Genomic DNA, 18649 nt, shown 5'->3' with positions numbered 1-18649 from the left:
TTTAAATGAGTCATTGTGCCCAATTCCCATTTTCGAAAACTAATTCTTTAGAGCCGTCTTGTAAAATACCATATATCGTTAGATCTGAACTTCCAATCATAAAATCCACATGAACATTAGAATCATTTAACCCACTTGCTATTTTTTCTTCAGTAGACATTTCTGTGCCACCTTTAATATTAAACCCGTAAGCTGAACCAATAGCAAGATGACAAGATGCATTTTCATCAAATAAAGTATTATAAAAGATAGTATTACGATTTGAAATTGGCGAATCATCTGGAACTAGAGCAACTTCTCCTAATCGCTTAGAGCCTTCATCTGTGCTAATTAAATCTTTTAAAACTTCTTCACCTTTTTCTGCTTTAACATCGATAATTTCACCATTTTTAAATGTTAAAGTGAATCCATCAATAATATTACCATTATAACTTAATGGTAATTTATTAGTTACATAGCCATCTACATGATTTCTATCTGGTGCAGTAAATACTTCTTCCGTTGGGATGTTAGCAATAAATGGTTGTTGATTTCCATTTACATAGCTTGTTGCATCTTCCCAAATATGTCCTTTTGGTAGTCCTACTGTTAAATCAGTGCCTTCAGACATATAATGTAATGCCTTATAATTTTTTTCTTGAAGTTTATTTGCATGTACACTTAGAGATTTCACATGTTGCTCCCAATTTGTTATTGGGTCATTTCCATCCACACGTACAATTTCGAATACTTCATCGATAAATTGACTGTATGCTTCTTCTTCAGGCAAATTAGGATATACACGTTTTGCCCATGCTTTAGATGGAAATGCAGCTACTACCCATGGAAATGCATTTTTTTGGCTACCTTCCATATACCCTTTGAATGCTTGTCCATAATTAAACTGAGACGCTTTTAATTTTTCTGCATCAATGCCATTTAATAAATCTGGATCACCGGAAATAAGTGCTAAATTCGCTGCTCCTCTACGAGCATAATCCATACGCTCTTCAACATCATAAGCTTTAACAGCATGATTTTCAAAATAATCAACAGCTTCATTTTCATATTTTAAGCGTTCTAAAATAGGATCTGTATATACCACTCTTACATCTGAAGCGCCTTCTTGATAGGCTACTTCGACAATTAAGCGCGTTAAATCTATAGTTTCTACAGATGTTCTGATAAATACAGGCTGATTTTGTTGAACGTTCATACCTACTTTTACTAATAATTCTGCATATTGTTTTAATTTGTCTTGATAATCTTGATTGGCCATTTAAATTCTCCTTACTCGTGACGTAAATTACCTAATTCATCAGCAATTGCTGTAATTTCACTTGGTGAAAATGAATCTTTAGACATAACAAAATCATGAATATCTTTAATATCCTTTGTATCTGTATCTTTAAATTTTTCTGGATTAATTAAAGATTGATTTACAATATTTAATTTTTTTCGAATATTTTTAATCATTTGTTCATTATTCTGTGCCATTTGTTTCACCTCTTTATTATCATATTTTATCAAAGTATAAAAATTTATTAAACTTTTATAGAAATTAGTAAAATTATGACTTTATAAATGTTAAAAATAACTATAAAATAGTTTATATATTAATGTTTGGAGGAGTACAAGATGGTAGATGTAGCTTTTGTATGTCTTGGAAATATTTGTCGTTCTACAATGGCTGAAGCAATCATGCGTCAACGATTAAAAGAACGCGGTATTTCTGATGTTATTGTACATTCTAGGGGTACTGGACGTTGGAATTTAGGTGAACCTCCTCATCAAGGTACTCAAAAAATTCTGAAACAACACCATATACCTTTTGATGGTATTGTTAGTGAATTATTTGAACCTGATGATGATTTTGATTATATTATCGCTATGGACCAAAGTAATGTGGATAATATTAAATCAATTAATCCCAATCTTAAAGGTCAATTGTTCAAATTGCTAGAATTTAGTAACATGGAAGAGACTGATGTGCCTGATCCTTATTACACAAATAATTTTGAAGGTGTATATGACATGGTACAATCATCTTGTGACAATTTAATAGATTTCATCGTTAAAGATGCTAATTTGAAAGAGGGGTAACTAAAATGGAAAACAAATTTGTTCCAGGTATTATTATTGGTGCTATCGTTGGTGGAGCTGCTACTTTAGCAGATAAATCAACACGCAATGCATTAGTACAATCATTCAAAGACATTAAAGAAGGTAATCGTTCTCGTAAACCTTCTAAAATTACTTCAATTAAAAATGAAGTATTGTATTGGAAAGATACGATCGAAGAAATTCGTCGTAATAATCCAGAATTAGAAAAATCAATTAAAGATGCTAAAGATACATTTGTAAATCGTAAAAACAATCGTCTTAGCTAATCAAATATAATTGACAGAAAATAAAGGCAAAATTCCTTTTTACTTAGGTAGTTTTGCCTTTATTTTAGAATTAATTTTTAAGGAGACGTCTATGTCAAAAAAAAATCAATCAAACTCTAAGTACCTTAACTCTATTAAGGAAAAAGAGACAGAAAATAAAGAGAAAATAAAGGTTGATCGTACATACGTAGAACCTCAGGAATTTCAATCAAAGAAGCCTAAAAAAGATAAACAAGTTTTTTTCGTTTCTAGATTGAATAAACCTGCAAAATACACTAAAAATTCTAATTTTTTATCTTATCTTATTTATCGTATTGGTAAAGATGATGCTTCAGGTTTAGCGGCTCAAATGACGTATCACTTTGTATTGGCTTTATTCCCAATGTTAATCTTTTTATTAACTTTATTACCATTATTCCAAATTGATCCTCAGCAAATTAAAGACTTAGTTAGTCAAAATGCTCCTGCCGAGACTGCTGACGTTGTTACTAAAATTTTTAAAGATATTACAAGTAACTCTAGTGGTAGCTTATTATCAGTTGGTTTGATTTTAGCTATTTGGTCAGCATCAAATGGTATGACAGCAATTATGAATTCATTCAATGTTGCTTATGATGTTGAAGATGCTCGTAATCCTATTGTTCTTAAATTATTAAGCATTTTGTTTACAATTGTTATGGCTATTGTATTAGCTATAGCTCTAACATTACCTACATTTGGTAATTTTATTAAAGATCATCTATTTGGTCCGTTAGGTTTAGATCAACAAGTCGCTTGGATATTTGATTTAGTGCGTATATTGTTACCACTTATTGTTATTATTATTTTATTCTTAACATTATATTCAGTAGCACCTAACGTTAAAACTAAGTTTAAATCTGTATATCCTGGCGCAATCTTTACTTCTATTGTATGGTTATTAGGATCATTTGCATTTGGTTGGTATTTATCTAACTTTGGCAACTATTCTAAAACATATGGTAGTCTTGCTGGAATCATCATTTTATTACTATGGATTTATATTACATGTTTTATTATTATTATTGGTGCTGAAATTAATGCAGTTATCCACCAAAGACATGTTATTAAAGGTTCTACACCTGAAGAAGCTGCCTTAAAACATGATGATAATAATGAAAATCACTACAATGAAAATACAAAATATGAATACGATTCTACAGCATCATCTAAATATGAAAAAAATTATGATGTGGATCCTACACCAAATGATAAACATAGTGAACAAGAATCTTTTGCTGATAAAATTAAAGATAAATTTGATAAAGATAATAATAAATAGCTATAGAAAAGAAAATATCTAACGAAAAAACTCCTTATGAGATAGTCATTTTTAGACCTCTTTATAAGGAGCTTTTTTATTATTGAATTAAATTATGTTGGAATGCATAAATAACCGCTTGTGTTCTATCTTGTACCTCTAGTTTACTTAAAATATTACTCACATGTGTTTTTACTGTTTTAATTGTAATATGTGAAGCACTGGCAATTTCTTGATTAGAATAGCCTTTAGCAATTAATAACAATATTTCCATTTCACGTTCAGTGAGCATTTCATATAATTCTGCTTTCTTCTTCATTCTATTTCTCATTTTTACTAAAACTTCTGGCTCAAATACAGATTCTCCACGATATGTTTTTCTAACTGCTTCTGCAATATCACTTGCACTTGTCGTTTTTAATATATAACTATCAACCCCTGCATCAAGTGCCCTATATACTTCTTTATCTTCTATAAAACTTGTTAACATGACTACTTTGATGTGAGGCAAATCTTTTTTTATTTGTGTCGTCGCTTCTACACCGTCCATATCATTCATTAACAAATCCATTAAAATTAAATCAGGATTTAACGTATGTGCTTTTTCAATTGCCTCTTTTCCTGATGATCCTTCCCCTACTACTTCAATATCAGATTGAGTAGATAAATAACTTGAAATACCAATTCTAACCATTTCATGATCATCTACAAATAATACTTTAATCGTCATATTAACCCTCCTCTTTCGTTAAAGGTGCTTTTACCTCTATTCTAGTTCCTGAATCTGGTAAAGATACGATATGAAACGTTGCACCTATTTCTAATGCACGTTCTCTCATATTTTTCAATCCATAACTTTGTTCTACTTTTTCATCTACGTTAAAACCTTTACCATTATCCTGAATTCTTAATAATAAATAATCTTGATGATTAAATAATTCTACTGTCACTTTAGTTCCATTAGAATGTCTTAATGTATTTGAAATTGCCTCTTGTGTAATTCGAAATAGATGATCTTCAATTCCTTTAGGAACTTTAAAATCTTGTATATCATAAATGACTTTCATAGGTACTTTCTTTTGTAAATCAATGACTAAATCTTTAATACCTTCCCCTAATGATTTATCTTTGAGTCCTAAAGGTCGCAAATGTAGTAACAGCGCTCGCATCTCTAATTGAGATTCTTGTATCATTTTCTCAAGTACTGGAATTTGTTGATTAAGAGGTGGTGCTAGTTCTGTTTCTTTTATCGCTGATAGCATCATACTTGCTGCGAAAAGTTGTTGACTTACTGAATCGTGTAGTTCCCTTGCTAAACGCTGACGCTCATCTTCTATGATTTTTTTAACTTTAATGTCATTCATATTGTAGTTTTCATTTGTTAAATTTTGAGTTTTAATTCTTAATCTTTGTAATTCTTGATTTAAAGGCACTAACATTTGATAAATATCAATTGTCTCATTATATAGTTCTATATTTTTATCATTAATCCCTACCGTTTCGCCTTCAATGGCATGTTCAATTTGATTCTTTATCCAATCATTTTGCTGATTTATTTTATAAGCTAATACAGAGCCAACGATAATACAAAGTAAAATAATCACTAAATTAAGAAATAGAAACACAGGTATACCAAATATTTGAGTATAGAACATTCCTTGAAAATATATAATATTTACAAAAACTTTATCTATAAATAAAAACGCAGTTAACATGCTATACACTAAAATAAGCATGGATCCTATTGCTCTTAAATAGTGATTCATCGATAAATCACCTCAACATCACCAATAAATGTTGATACATATATATTTACACTATAATTTTCTTCTTTAGGTTTTTCTTCTACTTGGACATGATTATTTTCTACTTTATATGCTTCTCCATTTATATAAGCTGTACCATAAAATGCTGCCATGTGAAGATTAATATTATAATTAACTGGAACAATCAGTTGTACTTTACCTAAAATATGTCTAACTACAATCGTATTATTTTCTTTGATATTTGCTGCTTTTGTCATATCAATATGAATATCTCCAACCCCATGTTGAATTTGCACATCTTCCCATTTATATACATACACTGGAGTACGTTGTTCACCTAGCCAACGTTGTTTAATAAATAGAGGAGAGGTCACTTCTTCTTCCGACGCCGCAATCTTCAAGGGTTTAAATTTAAAAACTAAGTATCTAATAATGATTATTACTAAAAATATAAATAAAATAATAATCGTATATTTGTTGGATAACAAGGTAAACGCTATGAGTAGTGCTCCTATCCAAAACGCTAATAACCCTCTTACTTTATGAAAGTAAAGGTATCCTACATAAATTAATATACATCCTAATAATAAAATAAATAAATATCCAATTTTTTCAAAAAAGATGTAATAAAAGTTAGCGATAATCATTAGCGCTGTAAAAATAATTAATAATTCAGTAGATATATATTTACGTGTCAATGTGTCCCTCCTGATTTTAATTAAGCTACATAACTCATTTGTTCAATCATTGCATATTGTTCTTCTGTAGCAATTCGTTCTTTCGTACAACGATGAATATTAGCTTCAATTTTTGCATAGTATGCTTCAAATTTATCTAAACGTTGTTTTAATAAATCTATTTCATAATTATGGACTTCTTGCGCATTTTTTATATTATACATATTTATCATATCAATATACTTATTTTCTAGTGTAGCAGATAAACTGTCAATTAATGTATTCATTTTTGCTTTTTTATTTTTTAAATATTTTATATATCGCTCCATATTTTGAAGCTTATCATCTAATAATGAGCGATAATCATTGATATTATTTTTTATAATTATTTTTAAAAAGTGTTGTAAATATAAATCTAAATAATTCATAGAACCACCTCGTTGTTGATTAAACTTTATTATAAATGAGTTTAATCTTACTTAATATAGTCCTAGGAACCATTTTCTTCTCATACTTAAGTACGATTAATTTTAATTTATTGAAGAATATGCTATAAATAAATAGCGCTAAATTAAATTTATAGTTAAATCAATTCATTATTCATCAAAATTAGCATATAATAATGTATATTTAGTTAGAAAGTAGGTCATATGAGTTGAATACAATTAAAAAGAGAGATTTAAGTTGGCTTCCATATATTGTAATAGTTATTTTACTTCACATTATCGGCTTTAGTTTTTTATTTATTGCTGATACTAATCATTTATTATTTGGTATGGGAATTTTAGCATATACTCTTGGATTGCGTCATGCTTTCGATGCAGATCATATTGCTGCTATTGATAATACAGTCCGCAAGTTACTTCAACAAAAACGAAATCCTGTTGGAGTTGGGTTTTACTTCTCTATAGGTCACTCAACTGTTGTGTTTTTAATGTCTGTTCTTCTAGGAATTTCAGTAAAATGGGCTAAAGATGAACTTCCATATTTTCAAAATATAGGCGGTATTATAGGGACATTAGTGTCTGGATTCTTTTTACTTCTTATTGGAATATTAAATTTATTTATTCTAATTTCATTAATAAAGCTTTTTGCTCGATTACGTAATGAACATATACGAGAAGAAGAATTAGATGCACTATTGGAATCACGTGGTTTTATTACTCGCTTTATTGCTCCTTATTTTAAATTGATTAGCCGTAGTTGGCATGTCTTACCTTTAGGTTTCTTATTTGGTTTAGGTTTTGATACTGCAAGTGAAATCGCTCTTCTTGCACTTTCATCAGGAGCTTCTCAACAATCCATTTCGTTTTTAGGCATTTTATCTCTGCCTATTTTATTTGCAGCAGGAATGAGCTTATTAGATACACTCGATGGCATTATTATGAAATCTGCCTATAATTGGGCTTTCTTTAATCCTATACGCAAAATTTACTACAATATTACAATTACAGCCATTTCAGTAATTGCGGCATTAATTATTGGATTAATTGAATTACTTCAAATTATGGAAGATAAACTTCACCTTAAAGGTACGTTTTGGAATATGATTCAGTCGATTCAATTTGATTATTTAGGCTACATCTTGGTAGCTTTATTCTTAATTACATGGCTTATTTCTACACTTATTTGGAAATTTGGCAAAGTAGAACAACGTTGGTCATAAAAAGAAATTGGATAGAATTCAAAACGAATTCTATCCAACTCTTTTTTCTTAATCAATTTTTGTTGTTAGAATCGGACCGTCTTTAGTAACAATGACAGTATGTTCAATTTGAGCTACAAAACTTTTATCTTTAGTTTCAAATGCCCAATCGTTTTTACCTTCAGTAACAAAAGTTGCTTTAGACGAAATAAAAGGTTCTACTGCAATGACTACGCCTTCTTTTAAAAGCGTCTTATCTTTAGGATCATAATAATTCATAACATGACTTGGCGCTTCATGTAAAGATTGTCCTACACCATGACCTGTTAAATTCTTAATAACAGTTAAATCATTTTTACGTGCTGTAGCGTGGACTGCCTTACCAATGTTACTTAATTTTGTACCTGGTTTTACTTTAGCCATTGCTGCATCAAATGCTTCAAGTGCTACATCACATACTTTTTGTTTTAAAGGATTATCCGCTTCTCCTACTACAAAAGAAATGCCAGTATCTGCATAATATCCATTTTTTAATGCTGAAACATCTATATTAACTAAATCCCCTTCACGAATAACACGTTTGCCAGGTATGCCATGAGCTACTTCTTCATTAACACTAATACAAGTTTGACCTGGGAATTTTTCATCATGAATAGGTGCTGAGATTGCACCATGTTCTTCAAATAATTCTTTAGCGATATTATCTAATTCTTTTGTAGTAATCCCAGGTTTAGTTGCTTCTTGCATTGTATCTCGCACTTTTGCACATATATATCCTATTTCTTTTAACGCTTGTAATTCTTCATCTGTTTTTACAATCATATTATCCCGTTCCTTTTTAAAAAATATTCCACCTTATTATACCAAAAATTTTTTGATATACTAAATAAGAAATGTAATATCTACTGACTTGATGTCTCACTACATCAAACTTGATATTAAACTTATTCTAACATTATAATCATCACGTTCGTTCTTTGAGAGGATTTAACAATATGAATCAATGGTATAAACATATTATAGGCGCTAGAACAATAAAAACGGGTCTAGCTACTTTTCTAACAACTTTATTTTGTTTACTATTAAACTTAACTCCTATATTTGCAATTTTAACAGCAATTGTTTCGATCGAACCAACTGCTAAAGCTTCTTTACGAAAAGGTTATCGTCGACTTCCTGCTACCGTCATTGGTGCATTGTTTGCAGTTATTTTTACGTATATCTTCGGCGATCAATCTCCATTTACTTACACCTTTAGTGCTATTTTTACTATTTTAGCGTGTACGAAATTAAATCTCCAAGTTGGTACAACTGTTGCAGTATTAACTTCAGTTGCTATGATACCTGGTATTCATGAAGCCTATCTTTTTAATTTTTTCTCAAGACTCTTAACAGCTTTAATTGGTCTAGTAACTGCTGGATTAGTAAATTTTTTCGTATTACCGCCTAAATATTATCATCAAATCGAAGAGAACTTAATTCATTCAGAAACTAAATTGTATGAACTATTCGCTTCTAGATGTTATGAATTATTATTAGGAAAATTTGATTCAGATAATAGTAATACTTCATTATCAACTTTATCTGATATGAATAAAAAAACAGATACTTTAATGAATTATCAACGAGATGAATTACGCTATCATAAAAATAACGAAGATAAATGGAAACAATTAAAAGATATGTCAAATAGAGCGTATATTGATAGACTCCTTGCTACACATTTATCAAATATTATTTATTTACCAAAAAATGTAAATATTTGTTTTACTACTGAGGAAAAAATGGCAATTATAAAAATTAGTAATAGTATCAACAATATTCCTTTAGATGGAGTTTTTAAAAGAGAATCTAAGTCTGTATCTACCTTAAAATCTTCAGTCAAAATATTAGAAGAATTCGATAAGAATCAAATTAAGAGTCATGTTATTTATGAAATTTTACTTATCTATAATTTACTAGATAATCGATTTGTTAAAACATAAAAAAGTTGGATGAATTGAAATAATTCAATTCATCCAACGTTTTTTTATTTTTCTGAACGTTCAATAATAACATATTTCGCAGCTTCTTCTTCAGTATTATCTAACTGTTTAGGTGTAAATGGAATCCCTTTACGTTCACATGCCTTCTCTAATAAATAATCAGTAAGTTCATGATTTTTCGGTAATATAGGGCCATGCAGGTAAGTTCCTAATAAGTTTTTATAATGAATACCTTCTTTTTTATCATCATCATTATTTCCATACCCTGTTACTACATGCCCCAATGTATCAAAATTATGATATGTACGACCACCGTGATTTTCAAAACCTACTATTGTTCCAAATGTATCACTTTTAATTACGATATCCCCTGTTAAACGATCTGTTTTTGATTTTGTATAAAAGTCCAAAATTCCAAGTCCTTCTAACTCTGTACCATCAGGGGTAATATATTTAGTACCTAAAAATTGATATCCACCACAAATGGTTAAACCTGGCATTCCATCTTCTATTGCATCTTTTAATATTGTTTTAATTTTACTTAACTCTTTAGTAGCGATACTTTGTTCTCTATCACTACCCCCACCAATAAAGAAAATATCGCAATTTTCTAATGTAACTCCCTCAGTTTCATTAATTTCGATAACTTTTAAATTAATATTGCGTTTTTTTGCTCTCTGTTTTAAAGCAATAATATTTCCTATATCACTATATAAATTTAATTTGTCCGACATAAAATGAAAAACTGTTAATTCGTACATATCTAACGTCCTCCTGCAAATGAGCGATTAAGTTGTTCTAACATAGGTGAAAGTGACGTATAATTTGGAATCGCTACTGTAAAGCCTGCATAATTCATAGTTAAAGCTGTAGCTTTATAAATATCTTTCTCTAAAATAATTGGAACATCTACTTCAGCTAATTTCAGTCTAAGTTGTAATTCTTCTGCTCTTGTACCCGTTACAATAATTTTTTCTATATTTTGATTACGTAACTTTTCAAAATCTGCATCGTAAATCCAAGATGTATCTCTGCCATCAGCTGCATTATCATTCAGACTGATAACATATACTTTTTTTTCTTTAAGTTGATCTCCGACTGATAGACTCACATTCATGCCAGCAGGATTTTTAGCTAAATTAATCATTGCTTCTTTTTGACCACGTTTAAAGTATTGCATTCGGCCATTATTTGAAGTGTATGTGTTAAATCCTTTACGAATTGCATCATTATTTAAGCCTAATTCTTTTAATACTGAATATGCAGCAAGTGCATTAAAAGCATTAAAATCACCAGCAATTTTCATTTCAAAGTGTGCATCGTTCACATCCATATCAATAAATGGCTGTACCTCAAATTGTGAAACCTCATATTTAGGTGTTTCACGCTTAAATCCACATTCACAATGATAATGTCCTAATTGATTATAATGGGTATAATCATAAGTTAATAATCTACCACAATTCGGACAATATTTACTTTCATTCATAGTACTTTGTTCAAATTCATATGCATGAGCTTTCATTCCGTAATATACAATTGTATCACTCGCTATTTTCAAACGACTTACAAATGGATCATCGGCATTTAAAATTAATTTAATCCCTTTATTACTAATTGATTTTGCAATATTATTAACCATAATATCAATTTCACCAAATCGATCCATTTGGTCGCGAAAGAAATTAGTAAATACCATCATTGAAGGTGTAACTTCTTTTAATACTTTTGGAATTGAACCCTCATCAATTTCAATAACCGCTACTTTAATACCTTTTACATTTTTCATGATGAATGCCGAGGTAATTCCAGCAGCCATGTTAGCACCTTCATTATTATGTATAATTTCAATATTATTTGCTTTTAAAGTGTGCCCAATCAAATTGGAAGTTGTTGTTTTCCCATTTGTTCCACTGATAAAAACAATATCATCAACTTGTGAAGCTAACTTTCGTAAAATATTTTGATCTACTTTGCGAGCAATTTGACCTGGTAAATCAGTTCCTTTTTTTCCTACTGCGATACTTATCTTGCGTGCTAATTTAGCCAAGTGTGTTGCTGTCCATTGTCTCATGTCTTTCCTCCTCGCATAATTCACTCGAGTAATTATACCATGTATCTAAAGTAACAAAAAATATTCTCAATTAAAAGTAACTAAATACACTTCTAATTATAACTTTTTCACTTTAAATTCCGTATCTATTTTTTTACTTTGTTATTTATAGATTATGAAAAAAAGCAATTATTTATATTTAAACCGTACTTTCTGTTAAACTGTGAATAATTCAATTTAAGTATTTAGAAAGGAATATAGAATGGTTAAAAATTCATTTATAGCTTTGGATTTTGAAACTGCAAATAAAAAAAGAACAAGTATTTGTTCTGTTGGCATGGTAAAAGTAGTAGATAACGAAATAGTCGAAACGTTTTACACGCTTGTTAATCCTCATGACAATTTTTCAGAAACACATATTCATGTTCATGGTATTCATCCTAAGGACGTTAAAGATGCGCCAGATTTTAAAGAAGTCTTTCCATATATGTTGCAATTTATAAATCAATTACCCGTAGTGGCACATAATGCTGCTTTTGATATGGGTGTATTACATCAAAGCTTAAAACATTTAAACATAGCTGTTCCCTCACTTACCTATTTCTGCTCGTATCAACTTGCTAGACGTACGATCAAAGCTTATCGATATGGATTAAAACATCTAATGAACCATTACAACTTAAATTTTCATGGTCATCATGATGCCCTAAATGACGCAAAAGCTTGCGCAATGATTACTTATAGATTATTAAAACACTATGATAGCTTACAAAGTGTGCTTCAATTTCATGGTAAAAATTTAAAAGATAGAAATAGGTAATTTAAAACGTCTTATCTATCTCTATCTTTAAATGAAATCATAAATGGTCATATTTTGATATGTTGATTGCTCTAGATGACCTACTGTAACACCAATTAATCTGATAGGTACATCAGGGTCTTTTAATTCATGATATAAATCATAAGCTATATTATAAATATCGATGTCTTTACTTACCGCTTCTCTCAAACTTCTTTGTTTAGAATATGTTTCAAAGCGATGCGTTTTAATTTTGACAGTAACTGTTGTGCCAGACTTTTGCAATTGAGTTAATCGTTCAGATGTTTTACCAGAAAGTTCCCATATTTTTTGTAGAATCGCTTCATCATCATTAATATCTGTTGAAAAAGTACGTTCTGTTCCTACTGACTTACGAATCCTACTTGCCTTTACTTCACTATCATCAATTCCTCTTACTTTTTGATAAAGTCCTCGTCCTTTTTTTCCAAACCAGCGAATCAATTCAAATTCCGATTTGCTATATAAATCTTTACCAGTATAAATATCATGTTCATGCATGATTTTTTTAGAAGCTTTTCCAACGCCTGGAAAATCGCCTATATCTAAGTTCATTAATATGTCATGAACATTCTCATAATGAATAACCATCATTCCATTAGGCTTATTCATTCCACTAGCTAATTTAGCTAAATACTTATTATAAGAAACACCAGCAGAAGACGTTAAACCTGTTTTATTGAAGATATCTTTACGTATGTTTGAAGCAATTTTTGATGCTGATCTATGTGGTTTAACTAAATGAGTAATATCTAAATATGCTTCATCTAGTGCTAAAGGTTCTACAATCTCAGTATACTGTTTAAAAATTTCCATTATCTTGCTTGAAACTTCACGATATACATCAAATCTTGCTCTAACATAGTACCCATTTGGACATAGTTTATGTGCTTGCGACATAGGCATTGCTGAATGAACACCATATTTACGTGCTTCATATGAAGCAGTTGAAACGACGCCTCGATGACTTGCTTTTCCACCTACAATGACAGGTTTTCCTTGTAATTTAGGATTATCTCTCATTTCTACTTGAGCGTAGAAACAATCCATATCAATATGAACGATTCTCCTTTCTGTCATTGTCTCACTCCTTTTTAAATAAAATAAGCCCCAATACTATTATACTGCACCCTAAAAGAAAACACTTTATAAATGCATTTATAATAATATTAAGACTTATACAGATGTTTAATCATAGTCATTATTTATAGATATAGGCAAATAATGATACATAAAGATACCTTCATCAGTAGAACGAATATATTTAAATTTGTTAATAATTGTTATAGTTGCTAGATAAATATCAATCAAACAATACCCGATGTGTATGCTTGATATAAATATAATAGAAGAGTAAGCAAAGTGATAAAATGAAAGCATTAACCCTATTGTAATGATCACTAATGGCGCAAGCATGACTGCACAAAATTGCCATTTATTAAAGTATTTAGATGACAAATAAATGAGCAAAATTCCATTTTTATATTTAAATTGTGGTTTCTGTCCTTTAGAAAAGATAAAAAATAAATACTTATGTATTAATTCGTGAATAATTAATACTCCAATAAAACCAAGTATTCCATAAATGACATTTGTCAAAAAACGTTGTTCAATAATATCAACATAATTAATTGCCCACTTATATGTAACTAAAATTGCAAATAACATCATAACAACTTGAATGGTAAGTAATTTTGATATTTTGATTCGATTGTGTGATAAATCAATTTTGTGCATCTGTCAACCTCCACCCATTTCGCTAAAACTCTTCCATAGTATACATGTAGAAGTGTTAGAATGAAAGCGATTATACATAACTTAAACCCTTTGTAATCTTATTTTAATAAACTTCTCCTCATTTACTTTAATTTAATTACAATGTTTTTCTTTCGAATAAGGCCACAGTTTCAATATGTGTTGTATGTGGAAACATATCGACTGGTGTTATTTCTTTTAAATAATATAGATTAGCTAAAAGCTGAGCATCTCTTTGTTGTGTTGAAGGATTACATGAAATATAGATAATACGTTTAGGGGCTAACTCTAATAATGTTTCTATAAAGACTTGATCGCATCCTTTTCGTGGAGGATCGACCATGATAACATCAGGTTCTATTCCTTTTTGTTTCCATTCAATTATCACTTCTTCTGCTTTACCACATTCGAACGTTGTATTATCAAAATGATTAATTAAAGCATTTTGTTTGGCATCTTGAATGGCTGATGGCACAATTTCGACACCATATACATGTTTAGCCACTGGTGCCATGTAAAGCCCAATCGTTCCTATACCACAATATGTATCTAAAACAATTTCATTTCCACTTAATTGAGCATAGTCGATAGCTTTCTGATATAATTTTTCTGTTTGAACAGAATTAATTTGATAAAACGATTGATCACTAATTTCAAAAATAGTTTCACTTAACTGATCTGTAATTTTATCTTTTCCATATAAAGTCATCGATTGCTTACCCATTATGACATTTGAATGTGAATTATTAATATTTTGTTTAATACTTGTTATGTTAGGATATAACTCTGTTAGTCTATGTACTAGGGTTTCAGCTTCTTTAAATTTAGAACCATTTGTTACAAATATAATCATAACTTCATTTGTATAACGACTTGTTCGAATGACTACATGACGTAATAACCCTTTTTTATTTTTTTCATTATAAATGCTTACATTCAATTCATTTAACCACTGTTTTATATCATTCATTAGTTCTTGTTGTTTTTCATCTTGAATTAAACAACTATCCATATCAATGATGTCATGACTTCTTTGACGGTAATATCCCATTATCGTTTTATTATTTTTATCTTTACCTACAGGAAGCTGGGATTTATTTCTATATCGCCATGGATAATCCATACCAATAGTATCATGAATCACTGTTTCCTCTAATTTCGCCTTTTTATGAAATAAATTCACAACTTGTTGTTTTTTCATTTTTAGCTGAGATTCATAAGACATATGTTGTAACTGGCATCCTCCACATTTCTCATAATATATACAAGGAGGTATTACTTTTTGCTCACTTTGTTTTAGTACTTTTATTAGTTTACCAATAGCAAAGTTTTTCTTTACTTTAATTACCTTAAATTCTACTTCTTCATCAATTAACACATTAGGAACAAAAATAGGATAACGATCTAATTTAATCACACCATGTCCTTCATGTGTTAAATCGATCACTTTTCCTTTTATTACATCATTTTTATTAATCATCACAATTATTTTTTCACTCCATATGAAAAAGAGGTACGTATAACTTCTTACCTTTTCAAACCCGAAATTATAGATAACCTCTTTTTAACTTCTTATTTCATTTTCCCTAATCCGTTTATTTCTTAAATACTTTAATTATTTTCTGAGAGCTCACTATTATAAATATCTTTAGGCGTACAAACTTCAATATGCTGTTTTAAATTTAAAAAGTTTGCAGGTAATTTACCACCATATTCTCCATCTACATTTAATTGCATATCTGTAAATGATGAAATATTAATTGATTTTGCTTTTTTATATATTACTTTAGGATGTTTGGTATGTTCACCTCTAGAAGCTAATGTCATGATATGGCCTAATTCAGCTAAGTTTGCTTTCTCAACGATAATTAAAGTATAATACCCATCGTCTAACTTAGCATCAGGTACGAGTTTTTCAAAGCCTGCCATTGAATTGGTAAGCCCTAGTAAGAATAACAGTGCTTCCCCTTGGAATACTTCATTATCATATTCAATTCTCAAATCGACTGCCTTCATTTGCGGCAACATTTCGAACCCTTTTATATAATAAGCAAAAGGTCCAACAATAGATTTTAAGCGACTAGGTGTTTCATAGGATACTTGCGTGAGCTTACCTCCAGCAGCTAAATTTATAAAATATCGGTTATTCATTTTTCCGATATCTACTTTTGTCGTATGACCTTTAATAATAACATCTACTGCACCCATAATATCATTTGGTAAATGTAAAGCTCGTCCAAAATCATTCACTGTACCCATAGGTATAATACCTAATTTAGGTCTATTGGGTTGTTCAGCAATTCCATTTACAACTTCATTTAAAGTGCCATCACCACCAGCGGCTATAATAATATCATAGTTTTGTTCAAGTGCACGTTCCGCTTCAAGTGTAGCATCTCCTTCTCGTTCAGTTGCATAAGCACTTGTTTCATAACCTGCACGTTCTAATTTTATTAAAACATCTGGTAAAGTACGTTTAAATAGCTCCTTTCCAGAAGTTGGATTATAAATGATTCTTGCTCGTTTTCTCATAAGTGATCCCTCTACTTTTTTTTACATAACACTATATTAAATGATTTATGAATGAGTTAAAAGTATTTATACCAATTCTTTTAAATTTTTGTGGGTATCATTTTGTTGTATAATTGTTGTAAGAAACTAACCGACGTAAAGCATATCTCATTCTTTTGACACTAGGAACAAACTAAATACTGCGCTTATCTATCCTATTGAAATCCAATAGCCTTTTCTCTAGAAATATGAATAAAAAAACTGTTCACAATCTTAAACGCTTTGTGAACAGTTTAGCTTAAACTTATATTTAATACCTCATATGAGATGAGCTATTATCTTTTATCCAATTCTTGTTTTAATAATTGATTGACTTTTTGAGGATTAGCTTGACCTTTTGAAGCTTTCATAATTTGACCCACTAAGAAGCCCATAGCTTTCCCTTTACCATTTTTATAATCTTCAACAGATTGTGGATTATTATCTAAAGCTTCATTAACAAATTTTAATAATGTAGCTTCATCTGAAATTTGAACTAAACCTTTATCTTCCATAATTTGTTTAGCTTCTCCACCATTTTCAGCTAATTCTGGGAATACTTTTTTGGCAATTTTACTACTCATTGTTCCATCTTCGATAAGCTTAATCATTCCAGCAAGATTTTCAGGAGTTAATTTTGTATCTTCTAAATCTACTTGATTTTTATTAAGATATTCATTAACGCCACCCATCAACCAGTTAGATGTTAGTTTAACATCTGCACCATGTTCAATCGCACCTTCAAAGAAATCAGACATTTCTTTAGTAAGTGTTAATACATGCGCATCATATTCAGGTAAGCCTAATTCATTAACATATTTAGCTTTACGTTCGTCAGGCAATTCTGGAATGGTTTGTCGCACACGTTCTTTCCACTCATCATCGACATATAGAGGTACAATATCTGGTTCTGGGAAGTAACGATAATCATCAGAACCTTCTTTAACACGCATTAAAATAGTTTTACCCGTTGATTCATCAAAACGACGTGTTTCTTGACCAATCGTACCACCATTTAATAATTCTTCTTCTTGACGTTTTTCTTCGTATTCCAAACCTTTTCTCACATAGTTAAATGAGTTTAGATTTTTCAATTCAGTTTTAGTACCGAATTCTTTTTGACCGTGAGGACGTAATGAAATATTAGCGTCACAACGTAGTGAACCTTCTTCCATTTTACAATCAGAGACACCAGTATATTGGATAATTGAACGTAATTTTTCTAAATAAGCATATGCCTCTTTAGGAGAACGAATATCTGGTTCAGATACAATCTCTATTAATGGTGTACCTTGACGGTTTAAGTCTACTAAAGAGTAACCATCTTTATGAGTTGATTTACCTGCGTCTTCTTCCATATGAAGACGAGTAATACCAATACGTTTCGTTTCACCATCAACTTCAATATCAATATATCCATTTTCACCGATTGGTTGATCAAATTGAGAAATTTGATATGCTTTCGGATTATCTGGATAAAAATAGTTTTTGCGATCAAATTTAGAATTTGTAGCAATATCCATATTTAGAGCCATTGACGCACGCATCGCCCAATCTACTGCTCTTCTATTTACAACAGGTAAAACACCCGGATAAGCTAAATCAATAACATTAGTGTTTGAGTTAGGTTCAGCCCCAAAATGTGCTGGTGATGGAGAGAACATTTTTGAGTCTGTTTTTAATTCAACGTGAACTTCAAGTCCGATAACTGTTTCAAAATGCATTATTTCCA

The 18649-nt window shown here is 30.1% G+C and carries 20 protein-coding genes; 6 read left to right on the top strand and 14 right to left on the bottom strand.

The annotated features are described in order from the left end of the window. Positions 1-10: 10 nt before the first annotated feature. Together BDW25_RS08850 and BDW25_RS08845 are read right to left on the bottom strand one after the other, a co-directional pair. On the bottom strand, positions 11-1258 hold the full coding sequence (locus BDW25_RS08850; protein ID WP_002450076.1) for an aminopeptidase: 1248 nt from the start codon (positions 1256-1258) through the stop codon (positions 11-13). Between the two features lie 11 nt (positions 1259-1269). Further along, positions 1270-1476, bottom strand: coding sequence for a DUF1128 domain-containing protein (locus tag BDW25_RS08845; RefSeq protein ID WP_002450082.1), 207 nt, complete (start codon positions 1474-1476; stop codon positions 1270-1272). A 141-nt stretch (positions 1477-1617) separates the two neighbouring features. Between BDW25_RS08845 and BDW25_RS08840 the strand changes: the two genes are divergently transcribed. From BDW25_RS08840 to BDW25_RS08830, 3 genes are all read left to right on the top strand, one after another. Further along, complete coding sequence (locus tag BDW25_RS08840) at positions 1618-2082, top strand: low molecular weight protein-tyrosine-phosphatase (RefSeq protein WP_049335620.1); 465 nt, start codon at positions 1618-1620, stop codon at positions 2080-2082. Between the two features lie 5 nt (positions 2083-2087). Beyond that, positions 2088-2369, top strand: a complete 282-nt coding sequence (locus tag BDW25_RS08835) for a hypothetical protein (RefSeq protein ID WP_002450075.1) — start codon at positions 2088-2090, stop codon at positions 2367-2369. Positions 2370-2460: 91 nt separating this feature from the next. Further along, the gene (locus BDW25_RS08830) at positions 2461-3669 is read left to right on the top strand and encodes a YihY/virulence factor BrkB family protein (protein ID WP_065581068.1); all 1209 of its coding nucleotides are present in this window, start codon (positions 2461-2463) and stop codon (positions 3667-3669) included. A 79-nt stretch (positions 3670-3748) separates the two neighbouring features. Here the strand turns inward: BDW25_RS08830 and vraR are convergent, their stop codons facing one another. From vraR to BDW25_RS08810, 4 genes are read right to left on the bottom strand one after another with little or no spacing between them, the layout of a single operon-like run. Continuing rightward, the gene (gene vraR / locus BDW25_RS08825; RefSeq protein ID WP_002450048.1) at positions 3749-4378 is read right to left on the bottom strand and encodes a response regulator transcription factor VraR; all 630 of its coding nucleotides are present in this window, start codon (positions 4376-4378) and stop codon (positions 3749-3751) included. Between the two features lies 1 nt (position 4379). Further along, a complete protein-coding gene (gene vraS / locus BDW25_RS08820; RefSeq protein ID WP_002450020.1) occupies positions 4380-5414 on the bottom strand; it encodes a sensor histidine kinase VraS in 1035 nt (344 codons plus the stop codon). Next, positions 5411-6112, bottom strand: coding sequence for a cell wall-active antibiotics response protein VraT (gene vraT / locus BDW25_RS08815; RefSeq protein WP_049432039.1), 702 nt, complete (start codon positions 6110-6112; stop codon positions 5411-5413). The genes vraS and vraT overlap by 4 nt, the downstream gene beginning before the upstream one ends. A gap of 20 nt (positions 6113-6132) precedes the next feature. After that, positions 6133-6519, bottom strand: a complete 387-nt coding sequence (locus BDW25_RS08810; RefSeq protein ID WP_002455127.1) for a hypothetical protein — start codon at positions 6517-6519, stop codon at positions 6133-6135. Between the two features lie 227 nt (positions 6520-6746). Here BDW25_RS08810 and BDW25_RS08805 point away from each other — a divergent pair, with 227 nt between their 5' ends. Next, on the top strand, positions 6747-7757 hold the full coding sequence (locus BDW25_RS08805) for a HoxN/HupN/NixA family nickel/cobalt transporter (RefSeq protein WP_049432034.1): 1011 nt from the start codon (positions 6747-6749) through the stop codon (positions 7755-7757). Between the two features lie 48 nt (positions 7758-7805). Here BDW25_RS08805 and map read toward each other — a convergent pair whose 3' ends face one another. Beyond that, entirely contained in the window at positions 7806-8558 is a 753-nt protein-coding gene (map, locus tag BDW25_RS08800) for a type I methionyl aminopeptidase (protein WP_002455125.1), read from the bottom strand. A 173-nt stretch (positions 8559-8731) separates the two neighbouring features. On the opposite strand from map, the gene BDW25_RS08795 reads away from it, so the two are divergent. After that, the gene (locus BDW25_RS08795) at positions 8732-9721 is read left to right on the top strand and encodes an FUSC family protein (protein ID WP_049417637.1); all 990 of its coding nucleotides are present in this window, start codon (positions 8732-8734) and stop codon (positions 9719-9721) included. Positions 9722-9765: 44 nt separating this feature from the next. On the opposite strand, the gene gatD is transcribed toward BDW25_RS08795, so the two are convergent. Both gatD and murT read right to left on the bottom strand, forming a co-directional pair. Further along, positions 9766-10482, bottom strand: a complete 717-nt coding sequence (gene gatD / locus BDW25_RS08790) for a lipid II isoglutaminyl synthase subunit GatD (RefSeq protein ID WP_002450023.1) — start codon at positions 10480-10482, stop codon at positions 9766-9768. Between the two features lie 2 nt (positions 10483-10484). Further along, the gene (gene murT, locus BDW25_RS08785) at positions 10485-11795 is read right to left on the bottom strand and encodes a lipid II isoglutaminyl synthase subunit MurT (protein WP_064207052.1); all 1311 of its coding nucleotides are present in this window, start codon (positions 11793-11795) and stop codon (positions 10485-10487) included. A gap of 241 nt (positions 11796-12036) precedes the next feature. Here murT and BDW25_RS08780 point away from each other — a divergent pair, with 241 nt between their 5' ends. After that, a complete protein-coding gene (locus tag BDW25_RS08780) occupies positions 12037-12594 on the top strand; it encodes a 3'-5' exonuclease (protein ID WP_049431202.1) in 558 nt (185 codons plus the stop codon). Between the two features lie 27 nt (positions 12595-12621). On the opposite strand, the gene dinB is transcribed toward BDW25_RS08780, so the two are convergent. The 5 genes from dinB to gatB all read right to left on the bottom strand — a co-directional run bounded on the left by dinB (position 12622) and on the right by gatB (position 18641). Beyond that, on the bottom strand, positions 12622-13692 hold the full coding sequence (gene dinB, locus BDW25_RS08775) for a DNA polymerase IV (protein ID WP_002455122.1): 1071 nt from the start codon (positions 13690-13692) through the stop codon (positions 12622-12624). A 108-nt stretch (positions 13693-13800) separates the two neighbouring features. Beyond that, positions 13801-14349, bottom strand: a complete 549-nt coding sequence (locus BDW25_RS08770; RefSeq protein WP_049438085.1) for a DUF3267 domain-containing protein — start codon at positions 14347-14349, stop codon at positions 13801-13803. A 136-nt stretch (positions 14350-14485) separates the two neighbouring features. Then, positions 14486-15847, bottom strand: coding sequence for a 23S rRNA (uracil(1939)-C(5))-methyltransferase RlmD (gene rlmD, locus BDW25_RS08765; protein ID WP_208318186.1), 1362 nt, complete (start codon positions 15845-15847; stop codon positions 14486-14488). A gap of 131 nt (positions 15848-15978) precedes the next feature. Continuing rightward, positions 15979-16899 carry a diacylglycerol kinase gene (locus tag BDW25_RS08760; RefSeq protein ID WP_002450025.1) on the bottom strand — a complete coding sequence of 307 codons (921 nt, stop codon included), beginning with the start codon at positions 16897-16899 and terminating at the stop codon, positions 15979-15981. A gap of 314 nt (positions 16900-17213) precedes the next feature. Continuing rightward, positions 17214-18641, bottom strand: a complete 1428-nt coding sequence (gene gatB, locus BDW25_RS08755; protein WP_002455118.1) for an Asp-tRNA(Asn)/Glu-tRNA(Gln) amidotransferase subunit GatB — start codon at positions 18639-18641, stop codon at positions 17214-17216. Positions 18642-18649: the final 8 nt, after the last annotated feature.

Source organism: Staphylococcus sp. AtDRG32 (assembly GCF_004365845.1).
Taxonomy (GTDB): domain Bacteria; phylum Bacillota; class Bacilli; order Staphylococcales; family Staphylococcaceae; genus Staphylococcus; species Staphylococcus hominis.
Note: the sequence above shows the minus strand (reverse complement) of the source record. Positions and strands in the feature narration are given on the sequence as shown.